Source organism: Nocardioides sp. BE266, from assembly GCF_031457855.1.
Taxonomy (GTDB): Bacteria; Actinomycetota; Actinomycetes; order Propionibacteriales; family Nocardioidaceae; genus Nocardioides.
The window spans coordinates 592,405-609,254 of the sequence record NZ_JAURTI010000002.1 but is presented as its reverse complement, the minus strand read 5'-3'; the positions used below and the strand labels follow the sequence as shown (position 1 = coordinate 609,254).

Annotated in this window: 19 protein-coding genes and 1 tRNA gene; 4 read left to right on the top strand and 16 right to left on the bottom strand. The window is 72.6% G+C overall.

Annotation, left to right across the window (positions count from 1 at the left end):
- Positions 1–8: 8 nt before the first annotated feature.
- Both J2X46_RS07285 and J2X46_RS07280 read right to left on the bottom strand, forming a co-directional pair.
- A complete protein-coding gene (locus tag J2X46_RS07285; RefSeq protein WP_310248649.1) occupies positions 9–545 on the bottom strand; it encodes a DinB family protein in 537 nt (178 codons plus the stop codon).
- Between the two features lie 172 nt (positions 546–717).
- Positions 718–1,326, bottom strand: a complete 609-nt coding sequence (locus J2X46_RS07280; protein WP_310248647.1) for a hypothetical protein — start codon at positions 1,324–1,326, stop codon at positions 718–720.
- Between the two features lie 98 nt (positions 1,327–1,424).
- On the opposite strand from J2X46_RS07280, the gene J2X46_RS07275 reads away from it, so the two are divergent.
- Positions 1,425–1,775, top strand: coding sequence for a YchJ family metal-binding protein (locus tag J2X46_RS07275; protein WP_310249183.1), 351 nt, complete (start codon positions 1,425–1,427; stop codon positions 1,773–1,775).
- 3 nt (positions 1,776–1,778) lie between these two features.
- Here the strand turns inward: J2X46_RS07275 and J2X46_RS07270 are convergent, their stop codons facing one another.
- Genes J2X46_RS07270 through J2X46_RS07245 form a run of 6 tightly spaced genes read right to left on the bottom strand, consistent with a single transcriptional unit; the run spans position 1,779 to position 7,097 of the window.
- Entirely contained in the window at positions 1,779–2,699 is a 921-nt protein-coding gene (locus J2X46_RS07270; RefSeq protein WP_310248645.1) for a methylenetetrahydrofolate reductase, read from the bottom strand.
- A 48-nt stretch (positions 2,700–2,747) separates the two neighbouring features.
- Positions 2,748–3,377 (bottom strand): YigZ family protein, encoded by a 630-nt coding sequence (locus J2X46_RS07265; RefSeq protein WP_310248642.1) that lies wholly within the window; start codon positions 3,375–3,377, stop codon positions 2,748–2,750.
- Entirely contained in the window at positions 3,374–4,447 is a 1,074-nt protein-coding gene (locus J2X46_RS07260) for a YihY/virulence factor BrkB family protein (protein ID WP_310248639.1), read from the bottom strand. Before J2X46_RS07260 ends, J2X46_RS07265 begins: the two co-directional genes overlap by 4 nt.
- A gap of 37 nt (positions 4,448–4,484) precedes the next feature.
- Complete coding sequence (locus J2X46_RS07255; protein ID WP_310248636.1) at positions 4,485–5,264, bottom strand: TSUP family transporter; 780 nt, start codon at positions 5,262–5,264, stop codon at positions 4,485–4,487.
- Position 5,265: 1 nt separating this feature from the next.
- The gene (locus J2X46_RS07250) at positions 5,266–5,706 is read right to left on the bottom strand and encodes a hypothetical protein (protein ID WP_310248635.1); all 441 of its coding nucleotides are present in this window, start codon (positions 5,704–5,706) and stop codon (positions 5,266–5,268) included.
- The gene (locus tag J2X46_RS07245; protein WP_310248634.1) at positions 5,703–7,097 is read right to left on the bottom strand and encodes a cystathionine beta-synthase; all 1,395 of its coding nucleotides are present in this window, start codon (positions 7,095–7,097) and stop codon (positions 5,703–5,705) included. Before J2X46_RS07245 ends, J2X46_RS07250 begins: the two co-directional genes overlap by 4 nt.
- Before the next feature lie 40 nt (positions 7,098–7,137).
- Between J2X46_RS07245 and J2X46_RS07240 the strand changes: the two genes are divergently transcribed.
- Entirely contained in the window at positions 7,138–8,163 is a 1,026-nt protein-coding gene (locus tag J2X46_RS07240; protein WP_310248632.1) for an SGNH/GDSL hydrolase family protein, read from the top strand.
- Between the two features lie 264 nt (positions 8,164–8,427).
- Here the strand turns inward: J2X46_RS07240 and J2X46_RS07235 are convergent, their stop codons facing one another.
- Together J2X46_RS07235 and J2X46_RS07230 are read right to left on the bottom strand one after the other, a co-directional pair.
- Complete coding sequence (locus tag J2X46_RS07235) at positions 8,428–9,309, bottom strand: Bax inhibitor-1/YccA family protein (protein WP_310248631.1); 882 nt, start codon at positions 9,307–9,309, stop codon at positions 8,428–8,430.
- A gap of 146 nt (positions 9,310–9,455) precedes the next feature.
- Complete coding sequence (locus J2X46_RS07230) at positions 9,456–10,721, bottom strand: calcium-binding protein (RefSeq protein WP_310248629.1); 1,266 nt, start codon at positions 10,719–10,721, stop codon at positions 9,456–9,458.
- A gap of 54 nt (positions 10,722–10,775) precedes the next feature.
- Between J2X46_RS07230 and J2X46_RS07225 the strand changes: the two genes are divergently transcribed.
- Together J2X46_RS07225 and J2X46_RS07220 are read left to right on the top strand one after the other, a co-directional pair.
- On the top strand, positions 10,776–11,243 hold the full coding sequence (locus J2X46_RS07225) for a GNAT family protein (RefSeq protein ID WP_310248627.1): 468 nt from the start codon (positions 10,776–10,778) through the stop codon (positions 11,241–11,243).
- A gap of 133 nt (positions 11,244–11,376) precedes the next feature.
- A complete protein-coding gene (locus tag J2X46_RS07220; RefSeq protein ID WP_310248626.1) occupies positions 11,377–13,326 on the top strand; it encodes a TetM/TetW/TetO/TetS family tetracycline resistance ribosomal protection protein in 1,950 nt (649 codons plus the stop codon).
- On the opposite strand, the gene J2X46_RS07215 is transcribed toward J2X46_RS07220, so the two are convergent.
- The 6 genes from J2X46_RS07215 to J2X46_RS07190 all read right to left on the bottom strand — a co-directional run bounded on the left by J2X46_RS07215 (position 13,323) and on the right by J2X46_RS07190 (position 16,847).
- Entirely contained in the window at positions 13,323–14,093 is a 771-nt protein-coding gene (locus J2X46_RS07215; protein ID WP_310248623.1) for a hypothetical protein, read from the bottom strand. The genes J2X46_RS07220 and J2X46_RS07215 overlap by 4 nt on opposite strands.
- Entirely contained in the window at positions 14,071–14,598 is a 528-nt protein-coding gene (locus J2X46_RS07210; RefSeq protein ID WP_310248618.1) for a hypothetical protein, read from the bottom strand. The genes J2X46_RS07215 and J2X46_RS07210 overlap by 23 nt, the downstream gene beginning before the upstream one ends.
- Before the next feature lie 226 nt (positions 14,599–14,824).
- The gene (locus J2X46_RS07205; RefSeq protein ID WP_310248615.1) at positions 14,825–14,950 is read right to left on the bottom strand and encodes a hypothetical protein; all 126 of its coding nucleotides are present in this window, start codon (positions 14,948–14,950) and stop codon (positions 14,825–14,827) included.
- A gap of 71 nt (positions 14,951–15,021) precedes the next feature.
- Positions 15,022–15,095 (bottom strand) — tRNA-Leu (locus J2X46_RS07200).
- A 10-nt stretch (positions 15,096–15,105) separates the two neighbouring features.
- The gene (locus J2X46_RS07195) at positions 15,106–15,921 is read right to left on the bottom strand and encodes a uracil-DNA glycosylase (RefSeq protein ID WP_310248613.1); all 816 of its coding nucleotides are present in this window, start codon (positions 15,919–15,921) and stop codon (positions 15,106–15,108) included.
- The gene (locus tag J2X46_RS07190; RefSeq protein WP_310248610.1) at positions 15,918–16,847 is read right to left on the bottom strand and encodes a Ppx/GppA phosphatase family protein; all 930 of its coding nucleotides are present in this window, start codon (positions 16,845–16,847) and stop codon (positions 15,918–15,920) included. The genes J2X46_RS07195 and J2X46_RS07190 overlap by 4 nt, the downstream gene beginning before the upstream one ends.
- Between the last annotated feature and the right edge of the window lie 3 nt (positions 16,848–16,850).

Sequence of the window (16,850 nt, the reverse complement as noted above, 5' to 3'; positions counted from 1 at the left end):
CACACCGCTCACACGTCCGTCGCGCCGTCGATCGACTGGCGGATCAGGTCGGCGTGCCCGGCGTGCCGGGCGTACTCCTCGACCATGTGCACCAGCACCCACCGGATCGTCGCGGTCTCGCCCTTCTCGGGCGGGCGCGGGCGGGCGACGTGGCGGTCGAGGTCGGGGTCGGCGGCGAGCGCCTCGTCGAGGCAGCGGTCCGCCCGCGCGATCGCCTCGACCAACAGTGCATCGAGCTCGGCGTGCGAGGTGCCGGCCGCGCTGTGCCAGTCCCAGTCCGGGTCGTCGTCCCACGGCGCGGTGTCCCACGGCGGCGCGGGCTCGTGGGCGGCGAGGTTGTAGGAGAACCAGTAGTCCTCCACGAACGCGAGGTGCTTGAGCATCCCGCCGAGCGTCAGGTCGCTCGGCGCGAGCGGCTGGTCGAGCTGCGCGTCGGTGAGCCCGCTGGCCTGGAGCCGGATGGTCGCGCGGTAGTGGTCGATGAACGCGCGCAGCATCCCGACCTCGTCGTTGCGGAAGGACGGCTCGGGCCGCTGGATCGTCATGCCTGGCACCGTAGTGGAGCAGTTCCCCGTTCGCTGGTCGAGTAGCCGCGCGGCTCCTTGTTCGCTGGTCGAGTAGCCGAGCGAGGAACGAGCGAGGCGTATCGAGACCCATCATCGGGGGCTCGATACGCCCGCTCGCTGGCGCTCGCGGGCTACTCGACCAGCCAGGGGGTCAGAGGGCAGGGCCCTCGCCGCGCAGCTTGTCGACCTCGGCCATCGCGTCGCGCAGCTGGCCCAGCCACTCCTCGGCGTGCTCGCCGACGAGCCGGACCGACCAGGCGAGCGCGTCGGAGCGGGAGCGGGCCACGCCGGCGTCGACGAGGGTGTCGAGCACCTGGCGCTCGGGCTGCCGCAGGCGGGTCATCACCGGCGCGGCCACGTGGGTGAACAGCGCCTCGGTGTCACCGAGCCGCACCCCCCACGAGACCTTGCGCTGGTAGCGGCCCTGCGCCTCGAGGGCGATCTCGATGCGCTCGGCCTTGGTGTCGGCACGGAACCGGCTGATCCGGCCCTCCGCCTCGGCACCGTCGGCGCCGGCCGCCTGGCTCTGGCTCAAGGTGCCCAGCACCGTGATCTCCTCACGGTCGGTGCGCACCTCGATCTCGCTGAACCAGTCGTCGGGCAGCCGCCCGCGGAACCAGTCGGTCGCGTCGTCGGCGGACGGGAGGTCGGCGACCTGCCAGCCCCCGCGTCGGCCGCCGCGCTCACCGCGGCCACGTTCGCCGCGTTCTCCTCGGCCGCGTCGGCCGCGGCCCTCTTCATAGTCGTCTCGGGTCATCATGTGCGTTCTCCTTCTTGCAGTGCTTACATGATTACACCCTTACAAGTCAAACGCCAAGGAGTTTGTTCCCGGGCCCGACGGCTACCCTCGCCGACGTGCTGACCTCGCCCTGCCCCTGCGGATCCGGGGCGTCGTACAACGCCTGCTGCGGGCCGCTGCTGGCCAACCGCGAGCAGGCCGCGACGCCGGAGCAGCTGATGCGCTCGCGCTACACGGCCTACGTCAGGGGCGACGCCGACCACCTCTTCCGCACCTGGCACCCGCGCACGCGCCCGGACGACACCACGCCCGACCCACGCACCCGGTGGACCGGGCTCGAGGTCCTCGCAGCCGAGGGCGACACCGTCGAGTTCGTCGCGTCGTGGGAGGGCGGGCGGATGCACGAGGTCAGCCGCTTCGAGCAGCGCGCCGGCCGGTGGGTCTACGTCGACGGCGACGTCGACCAGTAGGTCTCAGCGACGCAGCTGGGAGGCCAGCTGCGAGGCCAGCTCCACCGACGCCTCGATCTCCTCGCGCCGGATCGAGACGCTCTCGACGTTGAGGCCGAAGGGCACCTCGAGCCGCCGGCAGAAGTCGGCGAGGTCGCGGGCGGTCGCCGCTGCCTGCTCCATCGACGCCCGCAGCGGGTTGCCGGTGTGGCGCAGGTCGTTCTCAATCCACCGGGGGACGTCGACGCCGAGCCACCGCAGGAACTCCAGCGTCTTCAGCGAGCCGCAGACGGAGAAGGTGAACACGATCGGCACCGGGGTCAGGCCCCGCTCGTCGCAGGCATAGCGGTAGTCGGAGACGAGGTTCTTGGCGGCGTTGAGGTCGTAGACGACCTGGGTCACGAAGAACGCGCAGCCCGCCTGCTGCTTGGCGATCAGGCGCAGGTGCTCGTCGTGGCTGCGGCTGTGCCGCTCGGGGATCGCCACTCCTCCGAGGAGCAGCTCGGGGTTCACCTCGGCGCGCAGCGCCTGCGCCTCGACGAGCGAGACGGGCATCGTGGTGTCGCTCGAGGAGGCGCCGACCATGACGGTCAGGGTCTGGTCGGCGTCCTGCGTGGCGAGCCAGGTGCGCAGGTCCTCGCGCCCGTACTTGGCCACCGCGCGGTAGACGACGACCGGGCTCGCCCAGGCCCGGAGGTGCTCGGAGCGGTAGTCGGACGGGTCGACCGTCGCGCTGAACGGGAACGGGCGCTCGGCCGGGTTGCGGGCGCTCTCGTCGTCGATGTCGTAGAGCACCAGCCCGTCGAGGTCGAGGTGCGCGAGCCGCTCGGTGGTGGCACGGGCGATCTCCGGCAGTCGCTCGGCCGGCGTCGACTGCCGGGGTGGCGTGAGCGCGAAGAGGACGAAGTCACCCTGGCCGGCCCTGATCCGCGCTGCGACGTCCACGCCGCGAGGTTAGCCGTGGACCGGTCCCTGCCCGACATCCGCGCGCCCTCAGCCGGGGACGTCGACCCAGCGCTCACCGACGCGCACCAGCTCGACCCGGCCGCCGGTCGCGGCCGCCACCGCCTCCGCCACCCGGTCGACCTCGGCCGGTGCGGCGGCCAGCAGCAGCCGCACCCGGGCGTCGTACGACACCTCGAGGACCGTGACTCCCCGCGACCTCAGCTCTCCCTCGACCCGCCCTGCGTCCGCGTGGTCGAGCTCGAGCGCGAGCTCGGTGAGGAGCGAGCGCCGCAGCGTGCCCGCCTCGCCGAGGGCCCCCCGGACGGCGTCGCCGTAGGCGCGGACGAGTCCACCGGCCCCGAGCAGCGTGCCGCCGAACCAGCGCGTGACCACGGCTGCGACGTCGCTGACGCCGGCGCCGCGCAGCACGTCGAGCATCGGCGCACCGGCCGTCCCGGCGGGCTCGCCGTCGTCGGAGGAACGCTGCACCTCACCACCGGGTCCGAGCACGAAGGCCGAGCAGTGGTGCCGCGCGTCCCAGTGCTCGCGCCGCAGCGTCGCGACCAGGGCGCGCGCCTCGTCCTCGTCCGCGACCCGGCGCAGCGTGCAGAGGAAGCGCGAGCCACGGTCCTCGACCTCGGCGACGGCCGGTCGGGCGATCGTGAGGTACGACGTCACGCCGGGTCGTTCCCGGGCGCCCGCTCCTCGACCCGCTCCTCGGCCCGCTCCTCGGCCGCCCGCTCCTCGTCCTCCTCGGCCCGCTGGCGCCGCTCGACCGGTCCCGGCGTCCACGTGACGGAGACCTTCTCGAAGCCCTTGTGGCGCTGCATGCGGGCATAGGCGGCGTAGGCCCTGCGGTCGGCGTCGGTGAGCTCGACGTTGTCGGTGAACGGCGTGAGCAGCGCGCGCGGCCAGAGCCGGCGCGCCCACACGACGTTGATCTCCATCGCCAGCACCGCCATCACGGCGCCGATCCAGAGGAAGCCGATGAGTCCGAGGACCAGGCCGAAGGTCTTCGTCATCGACGAGGTGTCGACCAGCACCTTGTCGACGTAGGCCGCACCGCCGAGCTGGAGCACCTGCCACATGATCGCCAGGGAGTATCCACCCGGTGCCGCCCGCCAGAACGAGTGCTGGCCGGTCGCGGCGAACCGGAAGAGCAGGGTGAGGAACGTGCCCACCACGGCGACGGTGAGGAGCGGCAGCAGGATCTTGATGCCCGACCCGAGCACCTCGGTGAAGACGTCGGTCGTGCTCGCGACGGTCGAGACGATCGTGACCGCCATCAGCGACAGCCCGGCGGTGAGCAGCAGGACCAGCGTCTTCACCCGCGCGTAGAACGGGTTGGGGCGGCTGTTGCGCGGCACCGACCAGGCGACGTGCTGGGTGTTCTGCAACGCCTGGCCCAGCCCCATCGCGCCGTAGAGCGCGGCGATCGCACCGACCGCGACACCGGCCACCGACCCCTGGAGCCCCTCGGGCCGGCCGAGCTCGTCGCCGATGATCGGGAACTGCGAGAGCGCGGAGTTGAGGATCTGCTCCTGCCACTGCGGCTCGCCGCGCAGGATCAGGCCGAGGATCGAGGTGCCGAGCAGCATCAGCGGGAAGATCGCGATGAAGGCGTAGTAGGTCAGCGCCGAGGCGAGGTAGGGGCCCTGGTCGTCGAAGTACTTGTAGACGACCGCGAGCGGGAAACCGAGCACGGGATGGCGGCGCTGGAACCCGTCGACTGCCGAGACCGCTCCCACGGGGTGGAGGTTACCGTCCGGGACCCCGGGATCCCGGTCACCACCAGCCGAGCAGCCCGCCGCCGAGGCGTACGACGAAGCCGCAGACCACGACGAGGAAGAACGCGCGGACGAACCGGGCGCCCTTGGCCATCGCCAGCCGGGCGCCGAGGTAGCCCCCGGTGATGTTGGCCGCGGCCATCGGCAGCGCGAGCTGCCAGATCACCGCGCCCTGCGGGACGAAGACGATGAGCGCGGCCAGGTTGGTGGCCCAGTTGGCCAGCTTGGCCTTGGCCGAGGCCTCGAGGAAGTTGTAGCCGAGCAGCCCGACGAGGGCGAAGACCAAGAACGACCCGGTGCCCGGGCCGATCGCGCCGTCGTAGAAGCCGATGGTCAGGCCGGTCATCGCCACTGCAGTCAGGTGCTGGCCGCCCTGGAACCGGAGGCTGGTCAGCTCGCCGACGCTCGGCTTGAACCAGACGTAGCCGCCCACCAGCACGAGCACGACCAGGATGATCGGGTCGAAGGCGCTGCGCGGCAGCAGCGAGGCGACCAGCGCGCCGCCCGCCGAGCCCAGGAACGCGGCGAGCATCAGCGGCAGGAACGTGCGCGGGTCGGGGCGGATCCGCCGGACGTAGGTCGCCGCGCTGATCGACGTACCGCAGAAGGACGCGAGCTTGTTGGTCGCGGCGATCTGCACCACCGAGGCGCCGGGCAGCCCGACGAGCAGCGCGGGCAGCTGGACCAGTCCCCCGCCGCCGACGACGGCGTCGACGAAGCCCGCCACCAGGGCCGCGAGGACCAGGAAGGCGATGACCTCCAGAGAAAGGTCGCCCACGTCAGGAGGAGCTGGAGTCTCGGCTGAACTCCTGCACGACGACGGCGTCGTAGTCCTTCGGCATGATGGCGTTCAGGCCGGGGCACTCGAAGGCCATCGACTGGTCCTGCTCCATCTTCCCGGCCGAGCAGTTGACGGTCGCGACCGGGTCGCCATCGGTGGAGAACACCATCTCGAAGATGGCCGCCCGCGTCTCGTCGCTCTTGTTGGTGATCGTGCCCTTCACCTGCGGGGTGGTCACCGTCTCGGCGTTCACGGACCGCTCGACGCCCTTGAGCGTCCACCCGTCGTCGACGGCGAAGCCGCCCCAGGTGAAGGCCTTGCCGACCTCGACCTCGACGGGGTCGGTGCTGGTGGTGACGTCGTCGCCACCGCAGGCGGTCAGCGAGCCGAGGCAGGCGAGGGCGACGAGCGCGCCGGCCAGGCGCGTACGACGCGTCACGAGGCGGCCACGAAGGCGAGCAGGTCCTGACGGGTCAGCACGCCGATCGGCTTGCCGTCCTCGTGGACCAGCACCGCGTCGGCCTTCTCGAGCAGGGTGACCGCGTCGGTCGCCGGCTCGGTCGAGCCGATCGTCGGGAGGGCGGCGGACATGTGGTCCTCCACCTGATCGGTCAGCTTGGCGTGGCCGGTGAACAGCGCGTCGAGGAGGGTGCGCTCCGACACCGACCCCGCGACCTCGGCAGCCACGATGGGCGGCTCGGCGCGGACGACGGGCATCTGGCTGACGCCGTACTCCTGGAGGATGTGGACGGCCTCGGCGATGGTCTCGCCGGGGTGGGTGTGCACCAGGTCGGGGAGCTGGCCGGACTTGCCGCGCAGCACCTCGCCGACGGTGCGGTGGTCGGCCTGCGCGCCGGTCGCGAAGCCGTACTGGCCGAGCCAGTCGTCGTTGAAGACCTTGGTGAGGTAGCCGCGGCCGGAGTCGGGCAGCAGCACCACGATGATCGCGTCGGTGCGGCCCTCGGCGGCGAGCTCGTGGGCGAGCTGGCGCGCGGCGTAGGCGGCCATGCCGGCGGAGCCGCCGACGAGCATCGCCTCCTCGCGGGCGAGGCGGCGGGTGAAGGCGAAGGAGTCGGCGTCGGAGACCTCGATGACGCGGTCGGCGACCGTGCGGTCGTAGGTCTCGGGCCAGAAGTCCTCACCGACGCCCTCGACGAGGTACGGCCTGCCGGTGCCGCCGGAGTAGACCGAGCCGGCCGGGTCGGCGCCGATGACCTGGACGTCGGGGTTCTGGTCCTTGAGGTAGCGACCGACGCCGCTGATCGTGCCGCCGGTGCCCATGCCGGTGACGAAGTGGGTGATCTTCCCCTCCGTCTGCTCCCAGATCTCCGGGCCGGTGGTCTCGTAGTGGGACCGCGGGTTGTGCGGGTTGGAGTACTGGTCGGGCTTCCAGGCGCCGGGCTCCTTGGAGAGCCGGTCGCTGACGTTGTAGTAGGAGTCCGGGTGCTCCGGCGCGACCGCGGTCGGGCACACCACGACCTCGGCACCGTAGGCCTTGAGCACGTTGCGCTTGTCCTCGCTGACCTTGTCGGGGCACACGAAGACGCACTTGTAGCCCTTCTGCTGGGCCACCATCGCCAGGCCGACGCCGGTGTTGCCGGAGGTCGGCTCCACGATCGTGCCGCCGGGCTGCAGGGCGCCCGAGGCCTCGGCCGCCTCGATCATCCGGCTGGCGATGCGGTCCTTCACGGAGCCGCCGGGGTTGAGGTACTCCACCTTGGCGAGGACCAGCGGGCCGCTGTCGGGGCCGTCCGGGAGGTCCAGGGTCCGGCCGAGCCGGACGAGCGGAGTGTTGCCGATCAGGTCGAGGAGCGAGTTCACGTACTGCACCCGGTCAATCTAGCTGTCTACCACTCCGTAACATGAAGTCGTGGGGGCTACAGGAGCAGCACGCAAGCTGGCATCGGCCGCGGCCTTGGGCGGCGGCGGGGTCTCCGTGCTCGGCGCCGGCCTCTACGGCGTCCTGGTCGCGGAGGCGAAGTTCGCGCGCCGGGTGATCGGCAACGCCACCTCCGTCCCGCCGGACGCCACCGGGTGGTACGGCCGCGGCCGCCCCGCGCCGGCGATCCGGATCGCGCTGCTCGGTGACTCCAGCGCCGCCGGCTACGGCGTCGACCGCGTCGAGGAAACCACGGGCGCCCACCTCGCCACCGGCATGGCCGCGCAGGCCGACCGACGCGTCCACCTGCGGTCCTTCGCCAAGGTCGGGGCGCAGTCGAGCGCGCTGGCCGACCAGGTGGACGCTGCCATCGGCACCCACCCCGACCTCGCCGTCGTACTCATCGGGGCGAACGACGTCACCCACTCCGTGCTGCCGTCCGCGTCGGTGCGGCACCTCGCCGAGGGCGTACGACGCCTGCGCGAGGAGGGCGTCGCCGTCGTCGTCGGGACGTGTCCCGACCTCGGCACCATCCGCCCGATCCCGCCGCCGCTGAAGCAGGTCGCGCGCGAGTGGTCGCGTCGTCTCGCCGCTGCCCAGACGATCACCGTCGTGGAGAACGGCGGCCGCTCGGTCTCGCTCGGCGACATCCTCGGCCCGGAGTTCGAGGCGGCCCCGGCCGTGCTGTTCGGGCCGGACCGCTTCCACCCCTCGGCCGACGGCTACCAGCAGCTCGCGTCGGTGCTGATCCCGTCCTGCCTGGCCGCCCTCGACCTGCTGCCCGACGACGAGAGCCTGCCCGAGCCGCTGCGCCGCGAGGGCATCCTCCCGGTCGCCGCGGCCGCGGTGCGCGCGGCACGTACGCCCGGCACCGAGGTCGACGGCACCGAGGTCGGCGGCACCCAGCGCGGCCTCCGCGGCCGCTGGGTCGAGCTCCGCCATCGCCGCCGCCGTCCCTCCACCGACGCCGAGTCCCCCGAGCACGAGGAGCACGAGGCCGCCTCGAGCGGTGAGTGAGACACCTTCCGACCGCCGGATACCTGCGTCACTCACCGCCGGCCGCCGCTCAGCGGTGATCCACCTACATTCCGAGGCCGCCGAATGGAGGTGGGCCACCGCTCACGCGAGCAGGCGCGTGTCGTACGCCGGCGGCGGTGATCCACCTACATTCCTGGGTCGCCGAATGTAGGTGGGCCACCGCTCAAGAGGGACAGGAAATGACGCCGGCCCGCCCGAGAGCGACTCGGACGGGCCAGCGGAGCTCAGCTGATCAGCAGCAGATCAGTCGCCACGCAGGATGGCGAGGATGCGCAGCAGGTTGGTGTAGATCCAGACCAGGCTGACGGTCAGGCCGAAGGCGGCCCGCCACGACTCGCGGTCCGGGAGACCGGCGGCCACGCCCTGCTCGACGTAGTCGAAGTCGAGGATCAGCATGAAGATGCCGAGCACCAGGCCGGCGACGGCGAAGACGAAGCCGAGGCCACCGAAGCCGTAGAGGCCGGTGTCGATGCCGAAGAAGCTCAGCACCAGCGACAGCAGGCCGAGGCCCACCATGCCGAACATGCCGGCCACGACACCGCGGCGGAACTTGTCGCCGACCTTGATGTCGAGAAACTTGTAGGCGGCGAGCGTGCCGGCGAGCGCACCGAAGGTGCCGATGACCGCGCTCATCACGACGCCGTCGAACTGCACCTCGAAGAGCTTGCTGACGGCACCGAGCGCCACGCCCTCGAGGGCGGCGAAGGCGAGCACGAGGGCCGGGCTGATCACCCGCTTGAACGAGTTGACCAGGGACAGCAGGAAGGCACCGCCGGCGCCGAGCATGGCGCCCATCGACGCACGGGCCATGGCGTCGGAGTCGACGACCGTCTGGCCGAAGGCGTTGGAGGTGCCCATGTCACCGATCCACCACCAGGTGACGATGGCGGTCGCGAAGATCACGGCGACGGAGATGGCAGTCTTCTGGACGACCGAGTCGATCGTCATCCGGCCCTGGTCGACCTGGCCGGGCGTGCCGGTGCCCCAGGTGGAGGGGTCGCTCGTGGTGTTGCCGTAGCCGGGGTAGGCGGCGCCGCCACCGGAATAGGTCTGGTTGCCGTAGGCGTTCGTCGAGGCGCGGTTGAACTCCTCGGAACGGGCGAACACGGGGTTGTTGCTCTTCATGGTCTCTCCTTGGAGGCCTCCCCCGGAGGTTCCGGAGGTCTCGACGCCGTCGCGGTGACGGCGCCTGTCACGTCACACCACTCTAGCCGGGGTGACACCTGATCAAACGTGTGCGGAGCGTCCGCTGTTCCCCTCACAGCAACTTCTCAGGATGGCGACTCGCAGCCGGTGAGGTCCTCGCCCCGGCACCGGTCGTCGCCGCGCCCGCCGACGATGCGGTCGCGCCCGGGACCGCCGAGCAGCACGTCGTCGTCGTACGAGCCGATGAGGACGTCGTCGCCACCACGACCCCGAGCGGTGTACGACGCCCCGCCGGTGACGCGGTCGTCACCGGACGTGCCGAGGTAGGTCCAGCGCCCGCGGTTGTGCGGCATCCGCACCCGCTCGACGTCCTCGACCGAGGCCCGGATCGGCGGCCGGTGCCAGAGGCGTACGACGAACCGGCCGCGCTGGTGGTCGAGCACGCCGGTGGTCCGCCGGCCGCTGTTGAGCACTCCGAGCGAGACCTCGTCGCGACCCGCGCCGCCGACCAGGCGGTGCCGCCCGGCGGAGAGGTAGACCTCGAGCTCGTCGCGACCCGCGCCCCCGTCGAGGGTCGCCGGTCCGCGCTCCTTGCGCAGGTGGTCGGCACCCGCGCCGCCGAGGAGGATGTCGGCGCCGCCGGTGGAGTCGAGGTAGTCCGCGCCGGCTCCACCGTCGAACACGTCGTCCGCGGGGTCGCCGGGTGCCAGGAAGTACTCGTCCCAGTCGTTCATCACGAGGTCGTCGCCGCCGCGTGCCTCGATGTGGTCGCCACCGCCCTTGCCGAGGATCTGGTCGGCGTACTCGGTGCCGAGGAGGTGGTCGGCGTGGGTCGAGCCGAGCAGCTCGACGACGTAGCCGGTCGCGGGCTGGGGCTGGGCGACCACGACGGTGTCGGTGCCCTCGCCGGTCGCCACGCCGCTCACCAGGTCGACGGTGACGCCGGTCGCGGACGTGGAGTAGTCGATGGTGTCGGGCGGGTTCCAGCCGTCGCCGCGCAGGACCGTGTTGACGCCGATGTCGACGAGGTCGTCGCCCGGGCCGGGCGCGATCGTGTCGCCGGCCGGCTCGGGCTCGCCCTCGAAGACCGGCACCAACCCGTTGGTGCCCGCGTAGAGCCGATCGTCACCCGGTCCGCCGACCAGGGTGTCGGGCCCGGCGTCGCCGCAGACGAGGTCGTTGCCCGCACCCGCGTCGATCGTGTCGACCCCGTCGAGGCCGGCGATCACGTCGTCGCCGGACGTGCCGGTGAGCTCGTCGTCGCCGGACGTGCCGACGATCGTCGCGGGCACGCCGGCGCAGGTGGCCGGCGCGCCCCGCGCCGGCGCCGTACGGGCCGATGCGGCTCCGGGCGCGACAGTGGCGATCGCGAGGCAGACGAGCAGTGTCATGGTCCGAGACGGCATTGGAGTTCCCCCTGTCCCCTCGACCCTAGGCTGACCGTCATGCGGATCGCGCCCCTCACGCCCGAGCACGCGGCCGACATCTGCACGTGGCGCTACCCCGCGCCGTACGCCTGCTACGACATGACCGGCGCCGACCCCGACTGGCTGGTGCAGCCCGAGTCCGGCTTCCACGCCGTGCTCGACGACCACGACGAGCTCGTCGGCTTCCGCTCCTACGGCGCCGACGGCCAGGTGCCGGGATGGGCGTACGACGACCGGGCGCTCGACACCGGCGGCGGGCTTCGACCCCGACTGACCGGGACGGGGCTCGGGCGCGACGCCATCGCGACCGGGCTGGCGTTCGGCCGCGAGCACTTCACCCCGACGGCCTTCCGCGTGACGGTGGCGAGCTTCAACGCCCGCGCCCTGCGGGTCGTGGAGTCACTGGGCTTCGAGCGATTCGGCCGCTTCGACGCGGCGACCGACGGGCGGAGCTTCGAGGTGCTGGTGCGGCCGGAGCGCGCATAACCCGTTGCGGCCCCGTCCCGGCCCTGCCTACCGTGGGCGTGCCGGAGAAACCGCTCCGTGACGTCCTGAGGAGGCATCGAGATGCGAGCAACGCACGCCCCCGTCCGCATCCACCTCCTCGAAGGGACCTCGCGTGCCACCACGCCCATCGCCGCGCTCGCTCAACCTGGGCATCCTCGCCCACGTCGACGCCGGTAAGACCACCCTCACCGAGCGCCTGCTACACCTCGCAGGCGTGATCGACGAGCCCGGCTCGGTCGACGCCGGCACCACCCGCACCGACAGCCTCGCGCTCGAGCGCCGGCGCGGGATCACCATCAAGGCAGCCGTCGTCGGCTTCCCGCTCGGCGACGCCGTCGTCAACGTCATCGACACCCCCGGCCACCCGGACTTCATCGCCGAGGTCGAGCGCGTCCTCGGTGTGCTCGACGGCGCCGTGCTCGTCCTCTCCGCCGTCGAGGGCGTGCAGCCGCAGACCCGCATCCTGATGCGGGCGCTGCAGCGGCTGCGCGTTCCGACGCTGCTGTTCGTCAACAAGATCGACCGCGCCGGCGCCGACGTCGACGCGGTCCTCGACGCGATCCGCAGCCGGTTGACGCCCGACGTCCTGCCCATGGGTACGGCGGCCGGGCTCGGCTCCCGCGCCGCGACGTTCGCCGCCTACTCCCCGGACGACCGCGCCTTCCGCGAGCGCGAGACCGTGGCGCTCGCCGAGCACGACGACGTACTGCTGGCGGCGTACGTCGACGGGCGCGACCGCACGCCTGAGGAGCTCCGGGCACTGGCCGCCGCGCAGACCCGGGCGGCCGAGCTGCACCCCGTCTTCGCCGGGTCGGCCGCCACCGGAGCCGGCGTCCCCGACCTGATGGAGGCCATCGCCACCTTCCTCCCCGGCGCCCCGCCCGACACCGGTGGCGAGCCCTCGGGGCGGGTGTTCAAGGTCGAGCGGGGCGACGCGGGCGAGAAGGTCGCCTACGTCCGGCTGTTCTCCGGGACCGTGGAAGCACGGCAGCGGCTCGACCTCCCCGACGGCCGGTCCGGCAAGGTCGCGGGCATCGAGGTCTTCAGGGACGGGCGGTGGGTGCGCGCAGACGAGGCGCACGCCGGCCAGGTCGCGCGGCTGCTCGGGCTGGGCGCGGTCCGCGTCGGCGACGGCTTCGGCAGCTCGATCCGGGCGGAGGCGCACCACTTCCCGCCCCCGACCCTGGAGGCCTCGCTCGAGGCGTGCGACCCCGCGCAGGGGCCGGCGCTCCGCGTGGCGCTGGCGCAGCTCGCCGACCAGGACCCCCTGATCGCGGCGCGCAGCGGTGAGGACGGGCGGCCCACCGTGTCGCTCTACGGCCGGGTCCAGCAGGAGGTCATCGCCTCGACGCTGGCCGAGGACCACGGCATCGAGGTCGCGTTCTCCGAGGCGAGCGTGCTGCACGTCGAGCGGCTGCGCCGGGCCGGGACGGCGGTGGAGCGGTTCAACACCCCGACCAACCCATGGGGGGCCACGATCGGGCTGCGGCTCACCCCGGCGGCCCCGGGCTCCGGCCTCGTCTTCGACGTCGGCGTCCCGATGCGCGACCTCCCGCTCTACCTCTTCAAGTCCGTCGAGCACTTCACCTCGGTGATGTCCGAGCACGTCGCGCAGGCGCTGTCCTGCGGGCTCCGCGGCTGGGAGGTGACCGACTGCCGGGTGACCCTCACCGAGGCCGGCTACCGGTCCGGGGACGGTCCGCCCGCGCAGCGCGGCCCGTTGCCGACCGCACTGGACTACCGCAGCCTCACCCCGGTCGTCGTACGACAGGCGCTGGTCCGTGCCTCGACGGAGGTGTGCGAGCCGGTGCTGCACGTGAGCCTCGAAGTGCCCACGGACGACGCCCCGCAGCTGCTGCGCCTGCTCGGCCGCTGGGGCAGCGAGGTCACCGGCCAGACCGCGACGGCCGACCTCACCCGGATCGACGCCCGGCTCGTGGCAGCCCGACTCCACGACCTCCAGCACCAGCTGCCCGACCTCACCGGAGGCGAGGGTGTGCTGGACGCGCGGTTCGACGGCTACCAGCCTGTGCGCGGGGAGGCGCCGGTGCGGCGCGGCTAGGACGCCAGGGTGAAGCTGTTCGCGAGCCGCAGCTCGTACGGCGAGTACGTCATGCCGCCGGCGGGGCCTCCGGGGAGTGGCGGCGCCGTCGACCTCGTGATCCGGAGGTGCTCGGTGACGCCGTGGACCTCGTGGAGCTCGCCGGGCGGGTGGTCGGGCACCCACGACACCCAGCCCGGCGATTCCGTGACGTAGTTGCAGCGCTCGCACAGCCCCTGGCCGTTGGCGGCCGAGGTGCGGCCTCCGTCGGCAGCGCGGGTGACGTGGTCGTGGTGCCGCACGGTCGCGTTGCATCCCGGCGTCCGGCAGGTTCCGCCGTCGCGCAGCTCGAGGAGCTCGGCGAGCCCACTGCCGAAGCGCCTGCTGGTCGACTCCATCGCGACCAGCGCCCGCTCGTCCGGGCTGGTGAACAGGCGTCGCAGCCTCGCCTTCGCGGCGGAGCTGGCGCGCCGGACCAGCTCGGTGCAGAGCGCGGCGGGCAGGAACCCGTCGCCCGCGACGAGACCCGGCTCGGCGCCGTCACCGAACAGGGACTCCACCCCGACGACCAGGTTGACCTGCACGGGAACGACGTCGGTGGCGGGGTCGATCCCGGTGATGCGCGCGGCGAGCGTGTCGGCGCGCACCTGACCGCCGGTGCGCGCGTCACCGTCGGCGCGGGCGGTCGCGGCAGCAGCGTCCAGCGCCGCGCGGACCGTCGCCAGCACCTCCAGTGGCAGGACGGCCACGAGCTCGCCGGTGCCGTCATCGAGACGACGCGTGGTCACCCGGCGATCGGCGCGGGCACGTGTGTAGCGCCGGGGCCTCGGCCTCGGCAGCGACCGTGAGGCACGAGCGCCGCACGACCCGCCGCAGTCGTACGTCACCGAGTCCGGCCAGCCGGGGTGCGACGTCGTCGTCGACCTGCCGCCGCTGGGCTGGATCCAGGTGGGCGACCTCACGGGCGACGGCGAAGGCCCGGGGTTCGGTCAGCTCACCACGTCGTAGCGCAGCGAGGGTGAGGGGGAGGTCGTCGCGCAGGCGCCGGGACAACAGCACGCGCTGCTCCCCCGCGTGGGGGCTGGCCAGGGTCGCGAGCGCGACCTCGGCGCCGATCGACATCGCACGCGGCGGCGTGCGGTGGCACGGAGGCGGTACGCGCTCGTTGTCGGCGGCGTCGGCGAAGGTCGTGGCCACAGCGACCTGCGCCGCAGCGGCTGCGGACTTGATCCGCTCGAGGGCCTCGAGCTGCCCGAGAAGGCCCAGGGGTGTCGTCGACCGGGCGTACGTCACCGAGGAGGTCAGCCAGCGCGTGGAGGTCGCCGGGCTGCCACACCTCTCGCACGTCAGTCATCTCGCCACCTCTCGCATTCGCTCGTATGTTCGATTATTGTCGAAGATGTTCTCGCCGTCAAGCAGCTCCGCACAGCACCGAGCTCGGCCGTTCACTGCCGCCCCGACCTCGGAGAGGAGAAGCACCGCCTCAGCCCCCCGCCCGCCTGACCACCGTGCGTTCCACTCACTCGTGCTTGTGCCACCACCGCTGCGCGTTGACGGTGTGGTCGCCGCGCCCGCCGACGTTCCCCAACGACATGAGGACAAGGATCACGAGAATGATGATGCCGATGATGAGCCAGCTCGACATGGCGCACTCCTGAGCAGTCGGGCACACCACGCTACGCGCGGACCCGCCTGGGCACCATCGCCCAGATGAGGTGCCCCGGCTGGGGTTCGAACCCAGACTTGACCGCTTTTAAGGCGGCTTCCTCTACCGGTTGGGATACCGGGGCGTCGACCGGGTCAGTCTGTCAGCGCCCGGGCCCGCTCGAAGACCGCATCGGTCATCTCGCGCGTGAGGCGCCCGGTGTAGGTGTTGTGCGGCGAGGGGTGGAAGCAGCCGACGAGCGTCACCGGCCCGAGCGACACCTCGACGCCGTGGCCGAACTTCGGCTTCCGCGCCGGCGCGGGAGCGCCGGCCGCGACGAGCGAGCGGATCGCGCCGTCCCAGCCGAAGGAGCCGAGCGCGACGACGACCTGCACCGTCGGCAGGAGGGCGAGCTCGGCCGCGATCCACGGCGCGCAGGTGTCGCGCTCGACCGCGGTGGGCTTGTTCTCCGGCGGCGCGCAGCGGACCGTCGCGACCATGCGGGCGTCGACCAGGCGCTGGCCGTCGCCGGCGTGGTGGCTGGTCTCCTGCACCGCCCAGCCGGTGCGGTGCAGGCTGGCGAAGAGCCAGTCGGCGCTCGGGTCGCCGGTGAAGATCCGGCCCGTCCGGTTGCCGCCGTTGGCCGCGGGAGCCAGGCCCACGATGAGCAACGAGGGCGACGGGTCGCCCCACCCCGCGATCGGGCGGCCCCAGTAGGGCTGGTCGGCGAACGACGCGCGCTTCTCCTCCGCGACCTCCTCGCGCCACGCCACCAGCCGGGGGCAGGCCGAGCAGACGCTCACCCGGGCGTCCAGCTCGGCGAGGTCGCCGGCCTGCGCGAGACGTCGTACGTCGTCGGGGTCGCGCGCGACGGGGGTGTCAGGGGCAGCCGGGTCGTCGGGCCACCCAGTGCCGGGGGCGACCGGGCTGCCGAACGCCCCGCCGACGACCGGGTGCGGCAGGAGGGTCATCGGGCGATCGCCGCAGCGATGCCGTGGAGGATGTCGGCCTCCGAGACCACATGGTCGGAGACCGGCACCCGCGCCAGGATCCGCGTCCAGATCAGGGCTCCCGCCCCGATCACGTCGGCGCGGCCGGGGTGCATGTAGGGCAGCGCACGGCGCTCCTCGACGGTCATCGCGACCAGCCGGTCGACGTAGTCGGCGGTGTCGGCGTTGGAGAGCACCGCGCCGTCAAAGGCCCCCCGGTCGTAGGTGTCGAGGCCCATCACGCCGCACGCGAGGGTCTTGATGGTGCCGGACGTGCCGATGGCGGTGCGCGTCTGCTCGAGCGGCACGCCGGAGGCGTCGAGGTGCTGCTCGATGTCGGCCAGGCAGGCGGCGAGCTCGTCGGCGGTCGGCGGGTCGCTGTGCAGGTGCCGCTCGTGGAGCCGGACCGAGCCGATGTCCATCGAGACGGCCCGGCGCTCGCCGCCCTCGCCGAGCACCAGCTCGGTGGACCCGCCGCCAATGTCGACGACCAGCACGGGCTCGGCGGGCTTCGGGTCCTGCGCGGCGATGGCGCCGGCGAAGACCAGCGCCGCCTCCTCCTCGCCGGACAGCACCTCCGGCTCGACGCCGAGGCGACGTCGTACGCCCTCCGCGAAGGCGGACGCGTTGCTGGAGTCGCGCGTGGCCGAGGTCGCGCAGAAGCGCAGCCGCTCGGGCGGCACGCCGTGGTCGCGGACGACGGCCGCGAACTCGTCGATCGCCGCGAACGTGCGCTCGAGCGCCTCCTCGGCGAGCACGCCGGTCTGGTCGACACCCTGCCCGAGGCGTACGACGCGCGAGTCGCGCACGTGGACGTCGAGGGTGCCGTCGGGGCGGACCTCGCCGATGAGCACCTTGATCGAGTTGGTCCCGCAGTCGATGGCCGCAACGGCGGTCGAGGAGGTCATGGG

Coding starts and splice junctions, on each gene's coding strand:
- J2X46_RS07285 (WP_310248649.1), bottom strand. CDS start 545: ATGACGATCCAGCGGCCCGAGCCGTCCTTCCGCAACGACGAGGTCGGG.
- J2X46_RS07280 (WP_310248647.1), bottom strand. CDS start 1,326: ATGATGACCCGAGACGACTATGAAGAGGGCCGCGGCCGACGCGGCCGA.
- J2X46_RS07235 (WP_310248631.1), bottom strand. CDS start 9,309: ATGAAGAGCAACAACCCCGTGTTCGCCCGTTCCGAGGAGTTCAACCGC.
- J2X46_RS07230 (WP_310248629.1), bottom strand. CDS start 10,721: ATGACACTGCTCGTCTGCCTCGCGATCGCCACTGTCGCGCCCGGAGCC.
- J2X46_RS07225 (WP_310248627.1), top strand. CDS start 10,776: ATGCGGATCGCGCCCCTCACGCCCGAGCACGCGGCCGACATCTGCACG.
- J2X46_RS07205 (WP_310248615.1), bottom strand. CDS start 14,950: ATGTCGAGCTGGCTCATCATCGGCATCATCATTCTCGTGATCCTTGTC.
- J2X46_RS07195 (WP_310248613.1), bottom strand. CDS start 15,921: ATGACCCTCCTGCCGCACCCGGTCGTCGGCGGGGCGTTCGGCAGCCCG.
- J2X46_RS07190 (WP_310248610.1), bottom strand. CDS start 16,847: ATGACCTCCTCGACCGCCGTTGCGGCCATCGACTGCGGGACCAACTCG.